The following is a 22,397-nucleotide window of genomic DNA, read 5'->3' as shown; positions in this document are numbered from 1 at the left end:
CTTGCCCATTCGTGTTTCGTGGCGACCATAAGACAGGTTTCCCGCGAGAAACAGGGGCAAGATTGATTTACCTTCCCCAATCCAGTGCCTAATCTGCCCATAGACTTAAGAGCGCGTTTGCCAAAAAGGACCCCGATGGACAAGCTGATTGCAGGACAGGTCGTCACCTATCACGGTGACCCTTTCGACATCCCCGCCGAGGAGGCCGTTCAGGTCCTATCCGACGCCGCGATTCTGGTCCGGGACGGCAAGGTGATCTCTCTGGGCGGGCGCGATCACATGCGGGCGAAACACCCGGACGCCGAGGTATTCGACCATGGCCCCGCGCTCATCGTGCCGGGTTTTATCGACGCGCACGCCCATTACCCGCAGACCGCGATGATCGCGAGTTGGGGCAAGCGGCTGATCGATTGGCTCAACACCTACACCTTCCCCGAGGAGGCGAAATTCGCGGATCGCGGCTATGCCGACGATATCGCCGGGCGCTATCTCGATCTCTTGCTGGCGAATGGCACCACGACGGTAACGTCATTCTGCACTGTGCACCCCGGCTCGGTCGATGCGCTCTTTGAGGCCGCCGCGCGCCGCAACATGCGGATCGTTGCCGGCAAGACCTGTATGGACCGCTGGGAAACGACGCCTGAGTTCCTGCGCGACACGCCGCAATCCGCCTATGACGACAGCAAGGCCCTGATCGAGCGTTGGCACAACAAGGGCCGCGCCACCTATGCGATCACGCCGCGCTTCTCGCCGACCTCGACGCCGGAGCAACTCTATGCTTTGGGACGACTTTGGGACGAACACCCGAGCTGCCTGATGCAGACGCATCTCTCCGAGCAGACCGACGAGATAGACTGGGTCAAAGGCCTCTACCCCGAGGCGCGCGATTATCTCGACACCTATGAGCAATTCGGGCTGGTGCGTGAGGGCGCCTTGTTCGGTCACTCCATTCACCTTGAGCCGCGCGAGATCGCGCATCTTCGGGCGATGGATTGCTCGCTCATCCACTGCCCGACGTCGAACACCTTCATCGGCTCCGGTCTTTTCGACACGGGCGCGCGCAAGGCCGACGGGCTGCGCGTGGGTCTCGCGACCGACACCGGCGGCGGCTCGTCATTTTCGATGCTGCGCACCATGGCGGCCGCCTACGAGATCGGCCAGCTCCGCCACAACGCGCTCCACCCGGCGCAGCTTTTGTGGCTCGCCACGCGCGGCTCGGCGGAGGCCCTTCGGATGGAGGACAAGATCGGCGCCATCGCGCCCGGCATGGAGGCAGATTTCGCGGTGATCGACCTCGCATCCACCCCCGCGATTGCCCAACGCGCCATCACCGCCAATACGATCTGGGAAGAGATCTTCCCGACCATCATGATGGGCGACGACCGCGCGGTGATTGCGAGCTATGTCATGGGCGAACGGGCTGCGGTTTAAACCGCCGCGGCCTCACCGCAGCTTTCACCGACAGGGCTTGGCAAAGACCGCCACAAACAAATTGTTTGGCCCGATGCCGATGCCCACGTCCCGCATCTCGCGGTTCAAAAGATTGGCGCTGTGGCCGTCGGATTTCATCCAGCCCGCCATGGCGAGTTCGACGGATTTCCAGCTGCAGGACAGGTTTTCGGCCACAAGGCAACCTTTGTAGCCCTGTTTCGCCGCGCGGTGGATCGGGCGGGCGCCTTCGGGCGAGATATGCGCGAAATACTGGCGTCGCATCATGTCGTTAACATGGGCCTGAGCCGCCTTTGACAGCGCCGGATCAAGCCGCAACTTGCGCAGGCCTTTCGCGCGCCGCTCTGCATTCATCGCGGTCAGCAAATCCTGTGTTGTCGTCTGTGGATTGCTCACCGCCACCGAAATCGTCGCTTTCGGCAAGGGGCGCACATCGGCGGCCTGGGCCGCGCCTGCGCCGATCCCAACCACCAGCGTCATCATAAGTGCGCGCAAAATTGTCATAAGGGCCTCCTGTGGTTGCCCTGTTTTGCGCCGTCAAATGGACGATTTTCGGGCGAGATCACGGCAGATCCCGCCCGGTCATGTGACACTCCCGGCGGATTTTAACGATCTTCAGCAGCCGCGTGCAAAGACCGCCACACGCATACCGCCAGCGCCAGTGCCGATGCCGATCTCATTGACCTGCGAAGACAGAATGTTTTTGCGATGTCCGTCGGATTTCATCCAGCCCAGAACCGCCTGTTGCGCGGTCGGGTAGCCGCCGGAGATATTTTCCGACAGGTAGCCGTAGCAATAGCCTACCGCGCGCACGCGATCGCCGACTTGGGCGCCATTTTTGCTGGTGTGTGAAAAGTAATTCTTTGCCGCCATGTCATTGGCATGCCGCTCCGCAGCCTTTGCCAGTTGCGCATTATAGCTCAGTGCGACCAGCCCCCGTTTCGACCGTTCGGCGTTGATCATCGCCATGATCTGCGCCTCTTCCTCCATGGCGGAAGGCGCCGCAGTGGCCGCCGTAGTGACGGGTGTCAGCTCGCCAAAACCTGCGCCGGTTTCCGGGCCACAGGCCGCCAGCAAGATCATCGGCATAATTGCCCAAAATGTCGTCTTCATATTTTCCCCACTCGATTGCAGTTTCCTTCAATTCGGAATGCGCTCAGCCGTCCATAAGCCCCTGCGCCAAACGCGTTTGATGCCGCACCACCGACGGCACATCCATCGTCGTCACCCAGCTGTCGGCCACAACATGACGGCCCTCGACAAACAGGTCTTTCACCATCATCGGCCCCGCCAGCAACAAGGCCGCCGGATCCCAGCTTCCGGCGGCTTCGACATCCGCCATGTCCCATACGGCGATGTCCGCGCGTTTGCCGGGCGCCAAAATGCCGATGTCATGGCGGCCCAGCACCTCCGCCCCGCCGCGTGTCGCGATCCAAAGCATCTCACGCGGGCTCATCTTGTCGGCGCCATAAGTCACGCGTTGCAACAGCATCGCGGTGCGGGCCTCGAGGATCAGATTGCCGCTGTCGTTCGAGGCCGAGCCATCGACGCCAAGCCCAACTTTCACCCCCGCATCTCGCATGCCGCGCACCGGCGCCACACCCGATCCAAGACGACAGTTCGAACAGGGGCAATGCGCCACGCCGGTGCCTGTCTTGGCGAACAACTCCACTTCCGACACGTCGAGTTTCACACAATGGGCATGCCAGACATCGGGGCCCACCCAGCCCAGCTCCTCGGCATATTGCCCCGGCCGCATGCCGAATTTGTCGAGGGAATAGGAGATGTCTTCATCGTTCTCGGCCAGATGGGTGTGCATCATCACGCCCTTGTCGCGGGCCAGAATGGCGCTGTCGCGCATCAACTCACGCGAGACGGAAAAGGGCGAACAGGGCGCAACGCCCACACGGATCATCGCGCCGGGGTTCGGGTCGTGGAAGGTGTCGATCACCCGGATGCAATCGCTCAAAATATCCGCTTCGCGTTCGACCAGACTGTCCGGCGGCAGACCGCCCGCGCTTTCGCCGATGGACATGGACCCACGCGTCGCGTGAAGCCGCATCCCGATGGCCTGCGCCGCCTCGATCGTGTCATCGAGCCGCGCGCCGTTGGGGTAGAGATAGAGGTGGTCCGAAGTGGTCGAACAGCCCGACAGCGCCAGCTCCGCAAGTCCCACCATCGCGGAAACACGCATATGTTCGGGGCCGAATTTCGACCAGATCGGATAGAGCGTTTTGAGCCAGCCGAACAAGAGCGCATCCTGCGCCTCGGGCACGGCGCGGGTCAGCGTTTGATAGAGGTGGTGATGGGTGTTGACGAGGCCCGGCGTGACGAGACAGCCCTCGGCGTCGATGATCTGTGCGTCGTCGTCGTAAAGCCCCTTGCCGACCGCTTCGATCACCCCGTCGCGGACCAGAATGTCACCGCCTTTGATCTCCTGCCATTCCCCCTTTTTCGCCGTGTCATCCATCGTCAGGATGACATCGGCATTGCGGATCAGGAAACAACGGTGCATGGGCTTACCTCCGAAGGCGGCGTCAATACCCCGAGAGTACCGCCAAAGCCGCCTGATGCAACTCTTTGCTGGCCGCCGCCAAAACACGCCCACCGTCCAAAACAGGCCCGCCCTGCCAATCGGTGACAATGCCACCCGCCGCCTCGATCACCGCGATGGGGGCGAGGATGTCGTAGCTCTGCAACCCGGCCTCGACCACGAGATCGATCTGACCGGCGGCCAAAAGCGCATAGGCGTAGCAATCCATGCCATAGCGGGTGAGTTTGCAGCGCGCGGCGAGGTCTTGGAAGGCTTGGCCTTCGGTCTCGCTGCCCACTTCGGGGAAGGTCGAAAAGATCACTGAGTCTTCCAGAGAAACGCCCTGACGCACGCCCAGATCGCGGGTGCCATGCGGCCCGGTGAGAGTGGCCGTGCCCAGCCCGCCCACGAAGCGTTCGCCAATGTAAGGCTGGTCGATCACACCGTAGAGCACGCTGTCCGCGTCCCGCACCGCGATCAGCACGCCCCAGGTCGGCGTGCCGGAGATAAACCCGCGCGTGCCATCGATGGGGTCGAGCACCCAGGTGAGACCGGATGTGCCGGGTTTCATCGGGAATTCTTCGCCTAAGATGGCATCCTCGGGCCGCATCTTTTCGATCACCGCCCGCATCGCCTGTTCCGATCCGCGATCCGCCACCGTCACCGGATCGAAACCCGCATCAAGTTTGGACGTGGTGTCGAGCGCCGTGCCGCGAAAATACCGCAGGGTGATCTCGCGCGCGGCCTCTGCGGCGGCCTCGGCGGTGGCGATGATCGAGGCGTGGTCTTGCGGGGAAAGGCCGGTCGTGGACATGGGAACTCCTGTGGGCTGTGCCTTCGCGGGTAGCGCGTCCGGAGGTGCGGGTCAAGGACAGGTCAAGGACAGATCAAGAACGGGGCCGGCCTGCGCGGACCACATCGCCCTGCAAGATCGGCAGTGCTCAAAAAGCACGCGCCCACAAAGAAACGACCCCGACGTCGAAACGCGGGGGTCGTATATCGTCAGGCGCAACCTGGACCAGGCGTTCGGCCGATTTGACCTCAGGCCACGTCGGAGAGAACACGCGCCAGTTCAAACAGGCGGCGACGCTGATTTTCAGGGATCGCGTAGTAGGAGCGCACGAGTTCGAGGGCTTCCTTGTCGGCGAGGATGTCGGCGGGCACGTTGGCCTCATTCGACTCTGCCACAACCTGAGACGGCATCGGCGTTTCCATACCTTCGAAGAAGAAGGCGACCGGCACAGCCAGTGCTTCAGCGATATCCCAAAGGCGAGACGCAGACACCCGGTTCATCCCCGTTTCGTATTTCTGGATCTGTTGGAATTTGATCCCGACTTTCTCAGCAAGCTGCTGTTGTGTCATGCCAACCATCCAACGGCGATGGCGGATCCGCTTGCCAACGTGGACGTCCACGGGGTGTTTCATTCTGACCGCTCCTTCGTAATCGTTCTGCGCGCAATAACCTATGCGTGTATAGCACATTTCTATCTCTCGGCTTGATCTCTCAACCTGTCTTTTTCGATAGGATTTGACAAAATGCCGATAAGACATTGTATTTCATCGTGTAAACAGAGCCTTAATTCGTAATAATATGGTGAGCACTGCCATTTGGCATCAATATAAGCGCTAAACCCACGCGTGTTTTTTGATCACTTTTTGCATTTTGCGAATTGTATACACCTTACCACACATACTAAAAGACAGTTTTCATCTCTTTCGAGGCCTCGAAACGACTCGCTTTGAGACGTCGATTTTGCCGCGATCACGCGCCGCACATGGGATTTCACATGGACAGAGCGCCCGCAAGTCGCCAAAACCTTACCATGAGCAAGACACCTATCGCCGACGCACCGCCTTCTCCCACCATCCGCGCCTGCCGCGTCGCTGGGTTTGATCGCGCCCCTGCCCTTGAGCACATCGTTCTGCCACCGCCCGGACCGCAGGAGGTTCGCGTCGCGATCCGCGCCAGCGCGCTCAACTTCGCGGACACGCTGATGTGCACGGGCAAATATCAGGACACGCCGGAGCCGCCTTTCACATTGGGGCTGGAACTGGCGGGCGACGTCACCGCTTTGGGGGCGGATGTCACGGGGCTTACTCTTGGGCAGCGCGTGGCGGTCTATGCCGGTCAGGGCGGTCTGGCCGATGCAGGCAATTTCCCCGCCGACCGCTGCCTTCCGATCCCTGAGGTTTTGGGCTATGCCGACGCCGCAGCCCTTCAGATCGCTTATGGCACCTCGCATATGGCTTTGGAATACAAAGCCCGACTGCAACCGGGCGAACGTCTGGTTGTGACGGGCGCGGCCGGTGGCGTGGGTCTCACGGCCGTGGAAATCGGCAAGCTGATGGGCGCCGAAGTGATCGCGATTGCGCGCGGCGCCGAAAAACTGGCCATCGCCAAGGCTGCCGGTGCCGATCATCTGATCGACGCCAGCGCGCCGGACATCCGCGAACAGATCAAGGCTCTTGGCGGCGCGGATGTGGTTTATGAGGCCGTAGGCGAACCTTTGTACGAGGCCTGCTTTCGCGCGACCAACCCCGACGGGCGCATCCTTTTGATCGGCTTTGCCGGCGGCGATCTGCCAAAGATGAAGCCCAACCACATGCTGGTGAAAAACATCACCGCCATCGGGTTTTATTGGGGCAGCTACCTCGGCTTTAACCCCGCGCCTCTGCGCGCGTCCCTCAAGCAGTTGTTCAACTGGGCCGCCGAGGGCCGGATCAAACCGCATATCTCGCATCACCTGCCTTTGGAGCGGTTCGACGAGGGGCTGGAGCTTTTGCGCTCGCGGAAGGCGACGGGGAAAGTGGTGCTGGAGCCTTAAGTGCCGACGTGGTGCGATCAAAGAGGCAATCCTCGCACAACGATCTCATCCTTTTCGGATTTGGAAAATAGCACATCGTTCAGATGTTTCCGTGCAGACCCACGGCCCAACACACCCTTATGGCCAACGCCCTCTATGCGGGCCCTCTCCGCCCTCACTCAGCCCCTACTGCGCCGCCAAACGTGACCCCCTGTGGCTCCGATAGGATTGACGTAGCAACTCACGCAGACGCTCCGCCGCCTCCCCAGTCATCATGTCCGAGCAATAGAGGTTGATCTTTTTCGAAGCGAGTTCCGGCAGGGCGCCGCCGTGTTGGATCGGCTGCGAATAGGGCGGCGCCGTGTCTTCGAGCATCACATGCACCGCCAGATCGGCGGAGACAGAGGCCTCGATGGTGCGGGTCTGGTCGCTTTCGATGGAAACTTCCCAAGGGATGCCTGCCTTATCCAGCGCCTCCTGAACACCTTTGCGAAAGATGCAGCGATGCTCAAAGGCTAGCCGTAGCGGGCGTTGACGCCAGGCCACGCCATTGGGTGCTCCGATCCACACGAGCGGCAGCTCGACCAGCGTCTCGCCACCTGCATCCAGATCGTCCTCGGTGGTCAGGATCACATCGCATTCACCGCGCGCGAATTTCTCCTTGAGCTGCACGGTGAAGGACGACAACAGATTCACCCGCATACGCGGATAATCGGCATGGAAATGTTGTAGCACCAGCGGGATCGACGGGTAGACGATGTCATGCGGCACGCCCAGCACAATCTCGCCTTCATATTCCGTCGCGGTCAAACGGCTATAGACCTCGTCGTTCAGCTCCAGCATCCGCCGCGCGTAGGACAAAAGCTGTTCGCCCGCTGCCGTCAGGGCGATTTTGCGGGCGCTTCGGTCCAAAAGCCGTGTGTCCAGGCTCTCTTCGAGGCGCTTGAGCTGCATCGAGACGGCGGATTGCGTCAGGTTGAGCGCGCCCGCCGCACGCGTCACCCCGCCGGTGTCGGCCACGGTGACGAAAGAGCGCAGGGCGGTCAGGTCGAGGTTTCTAGCCACATCAACATCCTTGATGCAAATTCAAACAATCATTCATTTCACTTATCTTCCAGGATGGACGATAAGTCATCAAGAAAAATGATTACACCAACGGCACCCACAACGAAACAGAAAGGAACGCCGATGTCTTCGTCGATTTTTGCACCGACTTCCGCAGGCGCGCGCGGCGCCGCCTGTGACCGCCCCTCTCGTTCCGTCTTCGGACGCCTGCGCAGCCTCTTCGCTCTCTCGAAACAGCGCCGCGCACTGGCAAGCCTTGACGATGCGATCCTCAAGGACATCGGCCTGACCCGCGAACAAGCGCTCAAGGAATCCCAGCGCCCGATTTGGGATGCCCCGCGCAACTGGATGCGCTGAGCCACATATTAAGCCTGCGACAGACTGACCCGGTCGGATCGTCGCAGAGTTGCCTTCCGAGGTCCCCCGACCGCGATGCCCTTGGTATCGCGGTCACTTTTTGCCCTCAATTCCCATAAAGCCCCCTCAAAAATCTGTCGAAAACAATGCGTTTTCCGCTCTGACATGGCTTGAAATCCGGGGCAGGACTGCCAATATCGGGAGAGATATCTCCGCAAGCGGCGGAGAACACGCATTTTTACGCACAGGAGACAGATAGAAAATGGCTGACTACAGAACGATCAACGCTGGTGTCGGCGCACGCTCGGCTGAGATCGACGCCGGCCTTCGCGCCCATATGAACAAGGTCTACGGCACGATGTCCGTGGGTCTTCTGGTGACCGCTTTGGCCGCTTGGGCTCTGTCCAACCTCGCCGTGAGCGCCACCCCGACCGAATATCAGATCGGCGCCAATGAATACCTGACGAGCCTCGGCTACGCGCTTTACGTGTCGCCGCTCAAATGGGTGATCATGTTCGCACCGCTCGCCATGGTCTTTGGCTTTGGCGCCATCGTGTCCCGCCTCTCGGCTGCCGCGACCCAGACCTATTTCTATGTCTACGCCGCTCTGATGGGCCTGTCCTTGAGCTCGATCTTCCTCGTGTTCACCGGCGCCTCCATCGCGCAGACTTTCCTCGTGACCTCCGCGGCCTTCGCGGGTCTGTCGCTCTGGGGCTACACCACCAAGAAAGACATCTCCGGCTGGGGGTCTTTCCTGATCATGGGGGTGATCGGCCTGATCCTCGCGTCGATCGTCAACATCTTCCTCAAGTCCTCCGGTCTTGAGTTCGCGATCTCCGCGATCGGTGTGCTGATCTTCGCAGGCCTCACCGCCTACGACACGCAAAAGATCAAAACCGACTACATCTCCCACGCCCATGCGATGGACGGGGAATGGCTGGCGAAATCCGCGATCATGGGGGCGCTGAACCTCTACCTCGATTTCATCAACCTGTTCATGTTCCTGCTGCAATTCTTGGGCAACCGGGATTAAGAAGCGGGATTGATCCTCAAAGGATCGCCTGACAGACTGACAAAGGGCCGGTAACGACCGGCCCTTTTTTCATGGATTCAGGACAGTTACATGACAGACAACTGGCAATTCTGGGCTTTGCTCTCCGCAGTTTTCGCCGCTCTGACCGCCATCACAGCAAAGCTCGGCATCTCGGAAATCAATTCGAATTTCGCGACCTTCCTGCGCACCGGCGTGGTCTTTGTCGCCTCCGGTCTCTTTGCATGGTCGCTGGGCGACATTGAGCCGCTGTCCAAGATCAGCGCCAAAGGCGCGGGGTTTCTGGTGCTCTCGGGGCTGATGACCGGCGCGTCCTGGCTCTGTTACTTCCGCGCGCTCCAGATCGGCAAAGCCGCACAGGTCGCGCCCGTGGACAAGCTCTCCGTGGTCTTCGTGGCCGTGCTGGCCGCCCTTGTGCTTGGGGAAAGCCTCAGCCTGCTCGGCTGGGTCGGCGTCGGCCTGATTTCAGCCGGCGCCGTGATTATGGCGATTGCCTAAAGCGTTTTTCGTTTAATCTGAATCAGATTGAGCGAAAAACGGTGCCACACTGAATTGATAGTGCTGCGTTTCTCAAAATTGAGTGCCTCAAGTTTTTTGAGAAACGCTTTAACGTGTCAGACCAAGTCGCGGGCCATCTGGATCGCGGGCAGGTAGACACCGGGTTTCAGCGCCAGATCCACATCGCCTGACGCCTCAAACCCATGCGCCTCATAAAACGCCCGCGCCGTCAGGGTCGACAGCGAACACATCCGCTCCACCCCCGTCAGCGTCGCATTTTCGAGGATATGGCCAAGCAGAACCGACCCCACACCGCGCCGGACATGATCCGGGTGCACCGCGACCCGGCGCATATGGCCGATCTCACGCGGACCGACACCGCCAAAGGGCGTGGCCTGCGTCCAACCACCTGCGGCGATGATCTCGCCCCCGCCGCTTTCGGCGACAAAGAATGTGCCGGAATTGAGCAAGCGTGGCGCCGTATGCAAAAGCGCAGGCAAGGCGGCGTCGAGAATGGCGGCCGGGTAGTGTTGTTTGAGAAGCTGACCGTAGGAGGCACGAAAGAGCGTGTCGATCTCCGCGGTATCGGCCGGCATGGCGACGCGAACGGTGAACGGCACGCTCTTGCGAATCTCCTGCGCGCGCACCGCCAGAGCCTCGCTCAGGCTACTGGGCAACGAGCAGGAGCTGTCTGGCCGCTCCGGCTCTCTCAAATCATCATCGAAACATCCGAACATCTCTCTCTCCTCATGTTGGACGGGTTGGAATTCTGGTCCGCTGGCGAGAGAAGCTGGCAAAGAAAAACCGCGCTTCCCTCTCGGGTTGCGCGGTTTTTGCATCTTGGTATGTCGGAAGGGCTTACTTGATTTTGCCTTCTTTGTACTCGACGTGCTTACGCGCAACCGGGTCGTATTTCTTTACGACCATCTTTTCGGTCATGGTGCGGGCATTCTTTTTGGTCACGTAGAAGTGGCCCGTGTCCGCGGTCGAGTTGAGACGGATTTTGATCGTCGTCGGCTTCGCCATTTTTCATTACTCCAATTATCGCGTGCAACGGGGGCACAGTTGTGTTCGAGCGCCAGCCCGTGGAATCCTTGAAGCCTGCCTTTTAAGGACTTCGGCCCCTGAGTCAATGGGGTATCGACAGAAAACAGTCACAAGCGCGGAGTTTCCTGACGCACAGAGGTTCTGCGCCTGCTATGGCTTGCGTCCCTTTTGCACGACGCCTAAATCGATCCTGCGACCAAATCGGTCGTGTAACCTCTCAGGGCGGGGTGAAATTCCCCACCGGCGGTGTTTAGGGGCCTATTCAAGCCTCCTATCAGCCCGCGAGCGCTCGCGCATCCTCCTCGGATACGCTTGGACAGCAGATCCGGTGCGATCCCGGAGCCGACGGTCATAGTCCGGATGAAAGAGAGAAGACAGGTCGTCGCCTCACCGCGTGCGCCCTGCCCTCGTGCCTTGAGTTATGTGTGGAGAAAGGACGACACATGACTCTCACTTCCCTTGGTCCGGCCCGCGCCGGTGCCCTTTTGATGATCGTGGCCGGTGTGCTCTTTGCCGTCATCAACCTTTTGACCCAATATGCCACCATGATGCTCCATGTGCCCTCCGCGCGCATGGCGTTTTGGCAATATTTCATCGCCTTGCTGTTCTCGCTCCCTTGGGTGGTCCGCGAGGGCCTGCGCGCGATGAAGACCCACAACCTGATGCTCCACCTTCTGCGCGTCGCCGCCGCCGTCATCGGGGTCCAGCTCTGGATCGCGGGCCTCGCCCATGTGCCGATCTGGCAGGCGATTGCGCTCATCATGCTCTCGCCCTTCTTTGTGACGCTGGGCGCCAATCTGTTCCTGGATGAGGCCGCCACGCCCGAGCGCTGGATCGCCGTCACGGTCGGTTTCGCGGGCGGCATGATCATCCTCGCGCCCTGGTCCGAAAGCTTTTCGCTCTTCGTGCTCTATCCCGTCGGCGCCGCCGCCTTCTGGGCGCTCACCTCTTTGCTGACCAAACGCCTGACCCGCTCTGAAACACCAGAGAGCCTCACCGTCTACCTGCTCTTGATGCTCAGCCCCGTGAACTTCGGCCTCGCATTAGGAGACGGCATCGCCCTGGGTGGCGGCCTCACAGCGCTCATTCTCGTCGCGGCGGGGCTCCTGACCGCCTTGGCGCAATATGCCATCGCCAAGGCTTATGCGGTCGCCGATGCCGCCTATTTGCAGCCCTTCGATCACCTGAAACTGCCGCTTAACGTGGGCTTTGGCGTCTTGGCCTTTGGCTTTGTGCCGCCCGGTTCGATGTGGATCGGATCGATTATGATCCTCGCCGCATCCTTCTACTTGCTGCGCCAGGAAAGCCGCGCCGCACAGCCTGCATAAACAAAAAAGGGCGGCTCCAAGACCGCCCTTCCACTTGAAAGGTCTGTACGAGAAGGCGACGACTGTCGCCCGGTCAGGCCGCCCCGTCTGGAGCGGATTGCAAAGCAATCTCGCATGAAGACATCAAATGACTGGCTTGCCCATCGACTGATGAATCTCTGCCTGCTTTGCCGGGTCCAGCATCAAGGATTGCGCCAGCCCTGTGAGAAAGGTCTTTTCCGCCTCGGTATCCACCGAAATCGCCATCAAAGCCGCCGCATAAACCTGCGCGCCCGCGGACGTCCCCGCGTCCTTGGCCAGCGCCATCGGATCGACCGGCGCATCCAGTTCGGCCTGCACAAAGGCGATCTCTTCCTCGGAGGCATCGCCCAGTTGATCGAGGATTTTCGTGCGCTCTTCGGCGTCGATCACGCCATCGGCCTTCGCCGCCATGATCATCGAGCGGATCATCAGTTTCGCATTCTCTTCTGCGGCCGCCCCCACAGGCGTCCCCGCCGTCACGGAGGCAAACATGTCCGACATCGACGTTGCGCCCGTGGCCGCAGCCCCCGACATAGCAGAGAACAGCGAGCCAAGCCCCGCTTCGGTCGCCTCGGACATATCCGCGGCCTGATTGCCAAACTTGCCCATCATGTCGCGCACGGCTTCTGATCCACCGGGAAAGCCGAATTTCTCCGCCATCTGGCCCATCTGATCGGCCATGCCGCCAGGGGCGCCGGACTGGCGCATCGCTTCGCGCACCCCGTCCATACCCCCCATTTTCTTCATCTTCTCAACGCCTTTGGCCGCAGCAAAGCCGATCGCCAAGGTTGTCAATGTCTTCACGAAACTCATTGGGGGCTCTCCCTTTTCTCAAAACAACTTGCCCCATAGTGCGATGAAAAATTCCATCTGCCAACCGGGCAAAATCCGCCTTCTTTTGTCGCTAAATATCCCGGGTGAATTGGGCGCGGAGCGGCCAAGAGGGCAGAGCCCTCAAAAGCCCCTGACATACGACGCGGACAGCCTGTAAGCCGGATTCTGTCTCAGCGGGAAACCCGCCGTGGATAACCATTCCTCTAGGCCGGCTGTTACCAGACGGCTCAAGCTGCCAACCCGGGTTCTCAGGCTTGAGCGACCTTGCGGGCGGTATGCTTGCGCACAACAGACCCCGCGTAGAACCCCTATTTGGCATTGCTCCCGGTGGGGCTTGCCGTGCCGCTCACGTTGCCGCTCGCGCGGTGGGCTCTTACCCCACCGTTTCACCATGACCTCCGTATAGAAGGCCGTCTCTTCTCTGTGGCGCTGTCCCTGGGGTTGCCCCCGCCGGGCGTTACCCGGCACCGTTGCTCAAGGGAGTCCGGACTTTCCTCCCCTCCCCCCAAAGCGAACCTCGAGAGAAGCGGCGGTTATCCGGCCATCCGCGTCGATGTGCGACTTAGGCGGTCAGCTTGCCGTGGTCAATGGGAAAGCGGGTGGCGAGATCGCGCGCCAGTGTCATATCGAGACCATCGAGGGGGCCGTGATGACGTGGGCGAAAACGGCTTCGGAAGGCAGGCAAGAGTGCCTCAAGCGGCGTTTCCGGGTATCCGAAGGCCTGCAAATCTTGCACAAATCGAACCTCATCGGGTTCGATGCCCTCCATTTCTTTCGGAAATACAGACAAACCCTGCAAAGCCAGTCTTTTCCAGTCAAACCGAGGACCGGGATCGATCTTGCGCTCTGGCGCCATGTCGGAATGGCCGATGACGCGCTCCGGCGGGATCGCGTGGCGGGCCAGAATATCCGCCAGAAGCGCCTCCAAAGCCGCCATCTGCGCGGCGGCAAAGGGCGTTGTCCCCGGGTTCGCCAATTCAATCCCGACGGAGCGCGAATTCACATCCGTCACATCGCCCCATTGCCCCACACCGGCATGCCAAGCGCGCATCTCTTCATCGACGAGGCGGAACACCTGCCCTTGCTCACAAATCAGGTAATGCGCGGAGACCTCATGCTCGGATGAACACAGCCGCTCCAAAGCCGCCTCGGCCGTCGCCATGGCCGTGTAGTGGATCACCAACAAGTCAGGCCGCGCGCCGTCGCGCCGTTCGCCGAAATTCGGCGACGGGTGCTCTTGGATCACAAGCTTAGAGGGCATCTTAGCGTTTGGCGGCCAGACGGAAGGGCGCGGGGTCCCAGCTACAGGCGAAGCCATCGCCATCGGGATCGAGGCCCTGCGGGTTCTTTTCAGGCCCGCCGTTTTTGAGGAAATATTCCTGCGCCAGATCGGGGGACGGGTATTTCGCACAATTGCGCGCGGCGCGCGATTCGGCACCGGGGATCAGACGGGAATAAAGCGCCTGACCGACGCTGTTGGTGGTCGAAAGCGCGAATTCCACAATGATGCCCGCATCCGAATTCGGGCGCGACGGAAGGGCCGTCGGCTGGATCGTCACATAGGCTTCTTTGTTGGCGGCGACGAGGGCGGCGTCCTCTTCGATCGAGCGCTCAGAAGACACGGCCGAGAAGTCATTCTCGGACGAGATGCCGACCGCATTGGTGACGGCGGAGGGCGCCGGGCCCGTGGGCGCAGCACTTCCTGCCTCTGCGGCGTCGATGGCGGCAGAGGCCTCGGCGGAGATCGCTTGAGTGTCGAGGCTGGAGGCTGTGCGCCCTGCCCCGCTGCCTTCTCCGCCCGCAATCAACTGCGCCTCGCGGTTGGCCTGATAATCGGCATAAGAGCCGAAACCGACCCCGGCGCCGCTATTGGGAACCGGGGTTTCACAGGCGGCAAGAGCCGCCAAAGAGATCAGAGCAACAGTCAGGCGCATGGGGGCAAAAGCTCCAAAAGAGGCGAATTAGACCGCCTCTTACCACCATTTTTCAGGCTTGGAAACAAAGCCTGCGGCCCCCTCGAGCGAATGCGCGATATTCAGCAGATCGCCCTCTTCCCAAGGTTTGCCGATAAGCTGAAGCCCGAGCGGCAGGCCGGTGGCCGACACGCCCGTGGGTACGGAAATACCCGGCAGACCCGCGAGGTTCACGGTCACGGTGAAAACGTCGTTCAGATACATCTGGATCGGGTCAGAGTCGGACACTTCGCCCAGACCAAAGGCCGGGGACGGTGTCGCGGGCGTCAGGATCGCATCGACACCAGCGGCGAAAGCGTCCTCGAAGTCCTTTTTGATCAGCGTGCGGACCTTGCGCGCCTTGTTGTAATAGGCGTCGTAGAAGCCAGCCGAGAGCACATAGGTGCCGACCATGACACGACGTTGAACCTCTTTGCCAAAGCCTTCGGCGCGGGTTTTCTCGTACATGTCGTTGATGCCCTCGCCCGCCGCGAGCGTCGCACGGTGGCCGTAGCGCACGCCGTCATACCGCGCGAGGTTCGAAGAGGCCTCAGCCGGCGCGATGACGTAATAGGTCGGCAGCGCGTATTTGGTGTGCGGCAGGGAAATATCGACGATCTCGGCACCGGCGTCCTTGAGCATCGCGGCGCCATCGTCCCAAAGTTTGACGATCTCGTCCGGCGTGCCGTCGAGGCGATATTCTTTCGGGATGCCGATTTTCTTGCCGCGAATGTCGCCGGTCAAAAGCGCCTCGAAATTCGGCACGGGCAGATCGGCGGAGGTGCTGTCTTTCATGTCGTGACCGCACATGGCCTCCAACATGATCGCCGCATCGCGCACGGATTTGGTCATCGGACCGGCTTGGTCCAAAGACGAGGCAAAGGCCACAACACCCCAGCGCGAACACCGCCCGTAGGTAGGTTTGATGCCGACGATGCCGGTAAACGCGGCAGGCTGGCGGATCGAGCCGCCTGTGTCGGTGCCGGTCGCCGCCAAGCAAAGATCGGCAGAAACGGCCGCAGAGGAGCCGCCCGAGGAGCCACCCGGCGTCAGCGGGGTCTCTTCATTGCCCCGGCGCCACGGGTTGACCGCGTTGCCATAGGTCGAGGTCTCGTTCGAGGAGCCCATGGCAAATTCGTCCATGTTGAGCTTGCCCAGCATGACCGCGCCTGCGTCAAACAGCTTCGAGGTGATGGTCGACTCGTATTCGGGTTTGAAGCCTTCGAGGATCGCCGAAGCCGCCTGGGTCGGCACGCCTTTGGTGGCAAAGAGATCCTTGATCCCGATCGGCAGGCCGCACATGGCAGGCGCATCGCCTGCGGCCAGACGCGCGTCGGCGGCTTTGGCTTGTTCACGGGCGATCTCGGGCGTGTTGTGCACGAAAGCATTGAGCGCACCGGCGCCTTCGATCTCGGTGAGACAGGCCTCGGTCAGATCGGCGGAGGTAAATTCCTTGGCGCGCAGACCGTCACGGGCGGCAGAGAGCGTGAGTTTATTGAGATCAGACATTATTCCACCACCTTCGGCACTGCAAAGAAGCCCTCGCGCGCGTCGGGCGCATTTTTCAGGATTTTCTCCTGCATATTGCCATCCGTCACACCGTCTTGGCGGCGCTTGAGACGCTGCGGCGTCACCGAGGTCATCGGCTCAACACCTTCGACATCCACTTCGGAGAGTTGCTCGATAAAGCCGAGCACAGCGTTGAATTCCGAGGCCAGCGCCGGAAGCGCGTCTTCCTCGACGCGGATGCGGGCGAGCTTGGCCACCCGGCGGGCGGTATCAATGTCGATGGACATGGGGCAATGCTCCGTAATCTTGGTCACATGAGGCTTTAGCGCCTGACCACGCTGTCTTCAAGGCGGGTTTGACGCGTGACGACGAGATATAAGCAAAGCTTTTGCAGATTTTCTCAAGACATTCCCGCGTAAGAGGTGATGAACCTCCCGAAGACAAGCCACCCACAGAGGAGCGCAGCAACGACAAATCGCAACATCGGCCCCGGCACATGGCGAAACGCCATATAGGTGGCGAGGGCCATGGCCAGCATGCCCGCCAAGGAGAGCGCCGTGACTGCCTTTTGCCCGAGGGTGAGAAACGGCATCGCGGCGAGAAGCAGAATGAGAGATACCTCTTCGCTCACTGTGCTGGCGTGACTTCCACCGTCGCCGGAGAGCGCAAAAACCACAACGATCACAACCAAATGCGCGATCACGATTCCATAGATCAACTCGAGGATTGAGGGGCGTCTGCGCATCCATGACCAACGCGGCGTTTCTAAAGACATCTTAACCCTACTCAATACACTTCAATCGTCATCAACATGGCAAGTCTCTGGGAGCCTCGCAACACTTATGCAGCGCACAGCCCTAGCGCTGCCCCCTTCGGTGGGTCGCATAGATGCCAATCATCCAGCCCAACATCAGCGCGTTAAGGATGTGCCAGAGAAAATGCGTGCCCAAGGGGAGGCCCGCGCAGATCGGCTCATCGAGCCAGCGCATCACGATGGAGAGGCAGAGGATCAGCGCGCCTATGGCCAAACCGCGAGCAGTTTGAGGGGCGCGGTGTCGCAGGAGGATCGCGTAGATGAAAATGAGCATCGGCACGGGCGCATAGGCCGCCGAGCTGCCGAGACCGAGGTTCGAGAAAAGCGGTACGGTGGCGGCGGCGTAGGGAAAGAACAGAAGCGTCACGAGGACGGGTTTCCATGTCTCAAGACCAAAGAAATCCCGTGTCGCCGCGAAAATATAGAGCAGGATGAACAACAGGATCGGCAAACTGTCCGCCATCGCCCCCCACCGCGTCGCCGTGGTGTGAAAGGCGAAGGAGCCGAGGCCGATCACGAAAAGCACGACCGCCAAAGCGCGCGACATTGGATAGGCCTTCGCCCGTGGCCAAATCACCAAAGCGGCGATCAAAAACGCCGCATTTGTCAGCGCATTGACCGGTTCCGACCAGAATGTGAAATCCGTGCGTTCGCAATAGGCGTCAATTTGCTCGGTCAACATGGACGTGTGACATTCCCGTGTTAGGTTACTCACACAACATAGGGAGTTTTTCATGAAAATCACATGGCTGGGCCACTCCGGTTTTCGCATCGAAATTGCAGATCAGGTCTTGCTGATCGACCCGTGGCTGGAGGGCAATCCGGCGTTTCCCGAGGGCCGTGAAGCGGAGGCGACGGAGGGCGCGACCGCGATTTTCCTCACCCATGGCCATGGCGATCATGCCTCGACCACCCTGCCCGTCGCGCAAGGCACGGATGCGATGATCTATTGCATCCATGAGCTGTCGATCATCCTCGGCAAAGAGGGCGCACAGGTCACGGGATTTGGCAAGGGCGGCACGATCACTTTGGGCGAAGGCGACGATGCGGTCACCGTCACCATGGTCAACGCCGTGCACTCGTCGTCGATTGATTTCAAAGACGGCGCACCGCAATATGCGGGCGATCCGGCGGGCTTTATGATCTCTGGCGAGGGCCACACGATCTATGTTTCCGGCGACACCGATATCATGGCCGATATGGAATGGTTTGCCGATCTGCACCAACCCGACATCGGGCTGTTGTGCGCGGGCGGGCATTACACGATGGATATGAAACGCGCCGCCTATGTGTGTCAAAAGTTCTTTGATTTCAAAACGGTGATCCCGTGCCACTGGGGCACCTTCCCGCTTCTGGCGCAGAGCTGCGATGAGCTTGTCTATGCGCTGAAAGACGGCGTGGTGAAGGTGCCCGAGGTGCTGAAACCGATTGAAATCTAAGCTCTACTGTTCCGACGCGCGCGCTTCGAGAACATCGAGGACAAGCCCCTGCGCCTCACGCACAGCCTCGTCCAGCGCGCGTCGGAACTCTTCCATTGCGGCCTCTGTCGCGGCCTTGTCAAACGGCGTGGCGGTGCCGGTTTCGACCACGTCGCGGCGGGCGGCGAGGACGGCACGCACCTGCGGAGAAAGGCTGTCGCGATTGTCCTGAAAATGCGCCCGCAACTCGCGGCGGATGTCTCCAGGGAAGGCAGGCGGCGGTCCGGATTCGTCGCCCATCAAGGTGACGCGCACCTGTTGGAACCGCCAGACGGCGCCCAAAGCAACGGCATTGCCCAAAAGAGAAACGGCCAGAACGCCGATTAAGGCGATGCGCCCCTTCGAGACGCGATGGGGTCGGTGTGCATGAGACATCAGAAGCCCCCCATCACGGACAAGAGATCGCCAAAGGCAAACCAGGCAAGAAACCCGTCGCCGATCGCACTGGACGAGAGGACATAGCCCAGCGCCACGCCAATCGCCATCAGCCCGCCAAAGCCCAAAGCCCAGGGCAAGGGTTCGGAGAGCACATCGCCCTGAACCTCATGGCGCGTTCGGTTCACGGTGACGGTCTGGCTCAGGACCGCGCGGGACAGTTCCGCGACATCCTCATCCTCGGGGTGGGCAAAAAGTGCAGAGAGCGCGCGGTCGAATTCCGCATCACTCGCCTTCGTCGTGTTGTCATGATCCGACATGGTGAATCACTCCTCCAGTTCCAGCCGGGCCCTGAGCGTCGCTCGAGCGCGCACCAGCAATTGTTCCACCGCCCCCTCGCTCGTGCCGAGCGCCATCGCGATCTCCGCCCCCGAAAGCTCCCCTGCGGCCTTGAGCAGGATCGCCTGTTTCTGCCGGGTCGGCAATGTGCGGATCACGGCCTGGGTCTGCGCCAATCTCTGACGCGCGCCGTATTCCACCTCCGCCCCCGGCGTATCGTCTTCCGGCTCCGGCATGCTGTCGATCCCGACAAACCGCCGAAAGCCCCCCCGCCTGTTGTGATCAATGCACAGATTGACCGCGATCCTGTAGAGCCAGGACGACACGGCGCCCTTGGACGGATCGTAGCGTTCCGCATGGCGCCAGGCCCGCAAGAACACCTCCTGTGCGACATCTTCCGCCTCCGAGGCCACCGTCAGCGATTGCGCGGCATAGCGCCGGATGCCCGGGCCGTACATCGCAATCAACCGCGCCAAGGCCGCGCGCTCGCCCCGGGCCAGCGCTGCCATTACGGCTTTTGCATCTGCCTGCGTGGGAGGCTGATGAGCAGTCATAACTGCGGCTCCGGTTGAGAGAGGCGATAAGATGTCAACAGAGGTACCATGAAACACAAAGGTTACGCGTTAAAATGTTGGCCCGGATCACGGGGGGGATGGAAATGGCGATCCGGGCCAGACCCCGCGTTAGCGGGATACGTTGAGGCCACGCTCGCGGGAGCCGGAGCCGCCTGCGGGGCCAGTCACCGTCGCGGTGACATCGGTGCCGTTGCCGTCGGTCGTGCGCACCACACCGCGCGAAACGCTTTCGCCGGAGGCCGTGGTGCCGGTGGTCACCGATTCACAGCTCACGATCTGGTTGCCCTGAATGCAGGTGTGTTCTTTCGACACTTCGCCGCCGTTGTTCGTGGTCACGGTCAGGCCACGGGCAAAACCCGGCGTGGCGGCCATGAGCGGCACGATCAGGGAGAGGGCGCAGAGGGATTTGGTCACAGTTTTCATCGTTAAACTCCTTTGGTTTCGGCCATTTGGCCATGTCTATTGATCCGCTGTCTCGGGGTGATCGAGGGAACAAGATCCGGCTTTCAAGTGTGATCTTGAGACGTGTGACGCGGGGGGTTAGTACCCAGCCTGCGCGAGAAACTTCGCCACGCGGGTGATTTCCTTGCCGGCCAGAACGCCATCACTGTTGACGTCCGCCTTCTGGAACCCGGGAGCGACGGCGAGATATTCGGCCTGCGTCACCGCCCCGTCCCCATCGGTGTCACGCACCATGACACGCTTGCCGGAGACGTTGACGTCCTTGGAGGCGGCGAGGCTGTCGATCTCGGCCAGAGTGACGGAGCCATCACCATTGGCATCGAGCACCTTGAAGCTGTCGATTTGCAGCCCCTGAAACTCGGCGCGGGTCAGCACGCTGTCGCCGTTGGTGTCATAGGCCATGACAGTCGTCGCAGCCAGCGCCGGGGCCGCCAGCCCGAAAGCACAAAATGTTACCCCGATCAGGGCGCGGTATCCGATGCGCATTTGGTTACTCCTTTGCGGCGTCGATACTCATAATACGGTCGCCAGAGGGGCTCCCTACGCGGGGGGTGCATTTTTTGTGATTTTCTTTGGGATCGCGCGCTCAGCGTTTTGAGGCAAAGAATGCCTTGAGCATCGTCTCGGCCTCGTCGCCCGCAATGCCGTCATAGATCTCCGGCGCATGGTGGCACTGCGCATGGCTATAGATTTTCGCGCCATGCGCCACGCCGCCGGATTTCGGATCGGAGGCGCCATAATAGAGCCTACGGATGCGCGCGTTGGAAATCGCCGCCGCACACATCGGACAGGGTTCCAAGGTGACATAAAGATCAAACCCCGAAAGCCGCTCCTGACCCAAAATGGCACAGGCCGCCCGGAGCGCAACAATCTCCGCATGCGCCGTCGGATCATTGTCCTCCCGCGTGCGATTGCCGCCGCGCGCCACGATCTCGCCCTCGGGCGACACGACAACGGCGCCCACGGGCACCTCGCCACGGGCCTCCGCCAGCCGAGCCTCTTTCAAGGCCTCATCCATATAAGAGCGAAACGACATGCCCTTTCCTGCCGTGCAAATCTGTCGAGCGCAAGCCCGCCGCACGCCCACCGCACGCCCAAGACGAGCGCGGACATGACAGATTGCCGCAGCGGGACCGAAATTGATGCACATCAAAGTTTTAAGACACTGCCCCTGACATCTGTGCAAAGGCGCGCAACGCCGCGCTCAAGACAGTTTGGGACATACAAGATGAACAAGACTTCCGTAATGGCCGCCACCGTGGCCCTCGCCCTCGCCCTGCCGACCTTTGCCTTCGCGCAAGAGGCTGGCACGATGACCCTCGGTCTCGGTCTCGGCAGCGTGATGCCGAACTCCGACAACGGCACCATTTTGGGCACCACCGATCTCAATGTCGGCGACAACCTGCGCCCGACGGTCACCTTTGAGTATTTCATCAAAGACAACCTCGGCATCGAAGTCCTGGGCGCCTGGCCGTTCCAACACAATATCCGCGCGTCTGGCATGGGTGAAATCGGCTCGACCCAACACCTGCCACCGGTCGTCTCTTTGCAATATCACTTCGACACCGGCTCGACCTTTACCCCCTTCCTCGGCGTCGGTGTGAACTACACCGCCTTCTTCGATGAAACCGCCAAAGGCGCCATCGCAGGCAGCGATCTCGATCTCTCCGACTCCTGGGGCGTCGCGCTTCATGCCGGTTTCGATTACCAGATCAGCGAACGCGGCGCTTTGCGGACCGATGTGCGCTGGATCGACATCGACAGCGATGTGAAACTCGACGGCGCCAAAATCGGCAAGGCCGAGATTGACCCTTGGGTCTTTGGCGTCTCCTACGTCATGAGCTTCTAAGGCTCAAAAACCAGCAGAATTGAGTGTGGCGGCCCCGGTGTGGGCCGCCTTTTCTCT

General features: G+C 60.8%; 29 protein-coding genes, 1 other RNA gene and 1 riboswitch. Of the genes, 8 read left to right on the top strand and 22 right to left on the bottom strand.

The genetic code is table 11. The features are described 5' to 3' along the window. Positions 1-135 precede the first annotated feature (135 nt). Entirely contained in the window at positions 136-1,431 is a 1,296-nt protein-coding gene (guaD, locus tag LC094_RS01490) for a guanine deaminase (protein ID WP_226549517.1), read from the top strand. Positions 1,432-1,455: 24 nt separating this feature from the next. Here the strand turns inward: guaD and LC094_RS01485 are convergent, their stop codons facing one another. The 5 genes from LC094_RS01485 to LC094_RS01465 all read right to left on the bottom strand — a co-directional run bounded on the left by LC094_RS01485 (position 1,456) and on the right by LC094_RS01465 (position 5,407). Beyond that, complete coding sequence (locus tag LC094_RS01485; protein WP_226549514.1) at positions 1,456-1,953, bottom strand: CAP domain-containing protein; 498 nt, start codon at positions 1,951-1,953, stop codon at positions 1,456-1,458. Positions 1,954-2,064: 111 nt separating this feature from the next. Continuing rightward, positions 2,065-2,562, bottom strand: a complete 498-nt coding sequence (locus LC094_RS01480) for a CAP domain-containing protein (RefSeq protein WP_226549511.1) — start codon at positions 2,560-2,562, stop codon at positions 2,065-2,067. 43 nt (positions 2,563-2,605) lie between these two features. Continuing rightward, a complete protein-coding gene (locus LC094_RS01475; RefSeq protein ID WP_226549508.1) occupies positions 2,606-3,964 on the bottom strand; it encodes an 8-oxoguanine deaminase in 1,359 nt (452 codons plus the stop codon). A gap of 22 nt (positions 3,965-3,986) precedes the next feature. After that, complete coding sequence (locus tag LC094_RS01470) at positions 3,987-4,796, bottom strand: inositol monophosphatase family protein (RefSeq protein ID WP_226549505.1); 810 nt, start codon at positions 4,794-4,796, stop codon at positions 3,987-3,989. A gap of 227 nt (positions 4,797-5,023) precedes the next feature. Next, a complete protein-coding gene (locus tag LC094_RS01465) occupies positions 5,024-5,407 on the bottom strand; it encodes a helix-turn-helix domain-containing protein (RefSeq protein ID WP_226549503.1) in 384 nt (127 codons plus the stop codon). A 440-nt stretch (positions 5,408-5,847) separates the two neighbouring features. Between LC094_RS01465 and LC094_RS01460 the strand changes: the two genes are divergently transcribed. Beyond that, a complete protein-coding gene (locus tag LC094_RS01460) occupies positions 5,848-6,807 on the top strand; it encodes an NADPH:quinone oxidoreductase family protein (protein ID WP_404814961.1) in 960 nt (319 codons plus the stop codon). 165 nt (positions 6,808-6,972) lie between these two features. On the opposite strand, the gene LC094_RS01455 is transcribed toward LC094_RS01460, so the two are convergent. Beyond that, a complete protein-coding gene (locus LC094_RS01455; RefSeq protein WP_226549499.1) occupies positions 6,973-7,851 on the bottom strand; it encodes a LysR family transcriptional regulator in 879 nt (292 codons plus the stop codon). 123 nt (positions 7,852-7,974) lie between these two features. On the opposite strand from LC094_RS01455, the gene LC094_RS01450 reads away from it, so the two are divergent. The 3 genes from LC094_RS01450 (at position 7,975) to LC094_RS01440 (ending at position 9,757) form a co-directional block, all read left to right on the top strand. Next, positions 7,975-8,208, top strand: coding sequence for a DUF1127 domain-containing protein (locus tag LC094_RS01450; protein ID WP_226549497.1), 234 nt, complete (start codon positions 7,975-7,977; stop codon positions 8,206-8,208). 262 nt (positions 8,209-8,470) lie between these two features. Next, positions 8,471-9,241: a Bax inhibitor-1/YccA family protein gene (locus LC094_RS01445; RefSeq protein WP_226549495.1), complete on the top strand. Its 771-nt coding sequence runs from the start codon at positions 8,471-8,473 to the stop codon at positions 9,239-9,241. A gap of 90 nt (positions 9,242-9,331) precedes the next feature. Continuing rightward, entirely contained in the window at positions 9,332-9,757 is a 426-nt protein-coding gene (locus LC094_RS01440) for an EamA family transporter (protein ID WP_226549493.1), read from the top strand. Positions 9,758-9,873: 116 nt separating this feature from the next. On the opposite strand, the gene LC094_RS01435 is transcribed toward LC094_RS01440, so the two are convergent. Together LC094_RS01435 and rpmG are read right to left on the bottom strand one after the other, a co-directional pair. Continuing rightward, complete coding sequence (locus LC094_RS01435; RefSeq protein WP_226549491.1) at positions 9,874-10,494, bottom strand: GNAT family N-acetyltransferase; 621 nt, start codon at positions 10,492-10,494, stop codon at positions 9,874-9,876. A 121-nt stretch (positions 10,495-10,615) separates the two neighbouring features. Next, positions 10,616-10,783, bottom strand: coding sequence for a 50S ribosomal protein L33 (gene rpmG, locus LC094_RS01430; RefSeq protein ID WP_009572866.1), 168 nt, complete (start codon positions 10,781-10,783; stop codon positions 10,616-10,618). Positions 10,784-11,013: 230 nt separating this feature from the next. Continuing rightward, positions 11,014-11,180, top strand: a riboswitch (FMN riboswitch). Between the two features lie 67 nt (positions 11,181-11,247). On the opposite strand from rpmG, the gene LC094_RS01425 reads away from it, so the two are divergent. Next, on the top strand, positions 11,248-12,132 hold the full coding sequence (locus tag LC094_RS01425; RefSeq protein ID WP_226549489.1) for a DMT family transporter: 885 nt from the start codon (positions 11,248-11,250) through the stop codon (positions 12,130-12,132). Between the two features lie 123 nt (positions 12,133-12,255). Here LC094_RS01425 and LC094_RS01420 read toward each other — a convergent pair whose 3' ends face one another. The 8 genes from LC094_RS01420 to LC094_RS01385 all read right to left on the bottom strand — a co-directional run bounded on the left by LC094_RS01420 (position 12,256) and on the right by LC094_RS01385 (position 17,944). Continuing rightward, positions 12,256-12,966, bottom strand: coding sequence for a DUF533 domain-containing protein (locus LC094_RS01420; RefSeq protein WP_226549487.1), 711 nt, complete (start codon positions 12,964-12,966; stop codon positions 12,256-12,258). Positions 12,967-13,125: 159 nt separating this feature from the next. Continuing rightward, an RNA gene (rnpB, locus tag LC094_RS01415) (RNase P RNA component class A) lies at positions 13,126-13,536 on the bottom strand. Between the two features lie 13 nt (positions 13,537-13,549). Continuing rightward, a complete protein-coding gene (locus LC094_RS01410) occupies positions 13,550-14,248 on the bottom strand; it encodes an N-acetylmuramoyl-L-alanine amidase (RefSeq protein WP_226549484.1) in 699 nt (232 codons plus the stop codon). A gap of 1 nt (position 14,249) precedes the next feature. Continuing rightward, a complete protein-coding gene (locus LC094_RS01405) occupies positions 14,250-14,921 on the bottom strand; it encodes a hypothetical protein (RefSeq protein ID WP_226549482.1) in 672 nt (223 codons plus the stop codon). Between the two features lie 39 nt (positions 14,922-14,960). Then, the gene (gene gatA / locus LC094_RS01400; protein WP_219783705.1) at positions 14,961-16,448 is read right to left on the bottom strand and encodes an Asp-tRNA(Asn)/Glu-tRNA(Gln) amidotransferase subunit GatA; all 1,488 of its coding nucleotides are present in this window, start codon (positions 16,446-16,448) and stop codon (positions 14,961-14,963) included. Continuing rightward, entirely contained in the window at positions 16,448-16,735 is a 288-nt protein-coding gene (gene gatC, locus LC094_RS01395) for an Asp-tRNA(Asn)/Glu-tRNA(Gln) amidotransferase subunit GatC (protein ID WP_226549478.1), read from the bottom strand. Before gatC ends, gatA begins: the two co-directional genes overlap by 1 nt. Positions 16,736-16,848: 113 nt before the next feature. Next, positions 16,849-17,223, bottom strand: a complete 375-nt coding sequence (locus LC094_RS01390) for a hypothetical protein (RefSeq protein WP_226549476.1) — start codon at positions 17,221-17,223, stop codon at positions 16,849-16,851. A gap of 82 nt (positions 17,224-17,305) precedes the next feature. After that, entirely contained in the window at positions 17,306-17,944 is a 639-nt protein-coding gene (locus LC094_RS01385) for a ceramidase domain-containing protein (RefSeq protein ID WP_226549473.1), read from the bottom strand. Between the two features lie 52 nt (positions 17,945-17,996). Between LC094_RS01385 and LC094_RS01380 the strand changes: the two genes are divergently transcribed. Further along, a complete protein-coding gene (locus tag LC094_RS01380) occupies positions 17,997-18,701 on the top strand; it encodes a metal-dependent hydrolase (protein ID WP_226549470.1) in 705 nt (234 codons plus the stop codon). A gap of 3 nt (positions 18,702-18,704) precedes the next feature. Here LC094_RS01380 and LC094_RS01375 read toward each other — a convergent pair whose 3' ends face one another. The 6 genes from LC094_RS01375 to LC094_RS01350 form a co-directional block, all read right to left on the bottom strand. Then, positions 18,705-19,115: a periplasmic heavy metal sensor gene (locus LC094_RS01375; protein ID WP_226549468.1), complete on the bottom strand. Its 411-nt coding sequence runs from the start codon at positions 19,113-19,115 to the stop codon at positions 18,705-18,707. Further along, positions 19,115-19,435 carry a hypothetical protein gene (locus LC094_RS01370; RefSeq protein WP_226549465.1) on the bottom strand — a complete coding sequence of 107 codons (321 nt, stop codon included), beginning with the start codon at positions 19,433-19,435 and terminating at the stop codon, positions 19,115-19,117. The genes LC094_RS01375 and LC094_RS01370 overlap by 1 nt, the downstream gene beginning before the upstream one ends. A gap of 6 nt (positions 19,436-19,441) precedes the next feature. Continuing rightward, on the bottom strand, positions 19,442-20,008 hold the full coding sequence (locus LC094_RS01365) for an RNA polymerase sigma factor (RefSeq protein WP_226549462.1): 567 nt from the start codon (positions 20,006-20,008) through the stop codon (positions 19,442-19,444). Between the two features lie 129 nt (positions 20,009-20,137). Then, complete coding sequence (locus LC094_RS01360) at positions 20,138-20,452, bottom strand: hypothetical protein (protein WP_226549459.1); 315 nt, start codon at positions 20,450-20,452, stop codon at positions 20,138-20,140. A 117-nt stretch (positions 20,453-20,569) separates the two neighbouring features. Then, complete coding sequence (locus LC094_RS01355) at positions 20,570-20,977, bottom strand: EF-hand domain-containing protein (RefSeq protein WP_226549457.1); 408 nt, start codon at positions 20,975-20,977, stop codon at positions 20,570-20,572. A gap of 100 nt (positions 20,978-21,077) precedes the next feature. Beyond that, positions 21,078-21,527 (bottom strand): nucleoside deaminase, encoded by a 450-nt coding sequence (locus tag LC094_RS01350; protein ID WP_226549455.1) that lies wholly within the window; start codon positions 21,525-21,527, stop codon positions 21,078-21,080. 192 nt (positions 21,528-21,719) lie between these two features. Between LC094_RS01350 and LC094_RS01345 the strand changes: the two genes are divergently transcribed. After that, the gene (locus LC094_RS01345) at positions 21,720-22,340 is read left to right on the top strand and encodes an OmpW/AlkL family protein (protein WP_226549453.1); all 621 of its coding nucleotides are present in this window, start codon (positions 21,720-21,722) and stop codon (positions 22,338-22,340) included. The last annotated feature ends 57 nt before the right edge of the window (positions 22,341-22,397 follow it).

It is taken from the genome of Celeribacter naphthalenivorans (assembly GCF_020524585.1).
GTDB lineage: Bacteria > Pseudomonadota > Alphaproteobacteria > Rhodobacterales > Rhodobacteraceae > Celeribacter > Celeribacter naphthalenivorans.
The sequence above is the reverse complement of the archived record's forward strand: the minus strand, read 5'-3'. Positions and strand labels throughout refer to the sequence as shown.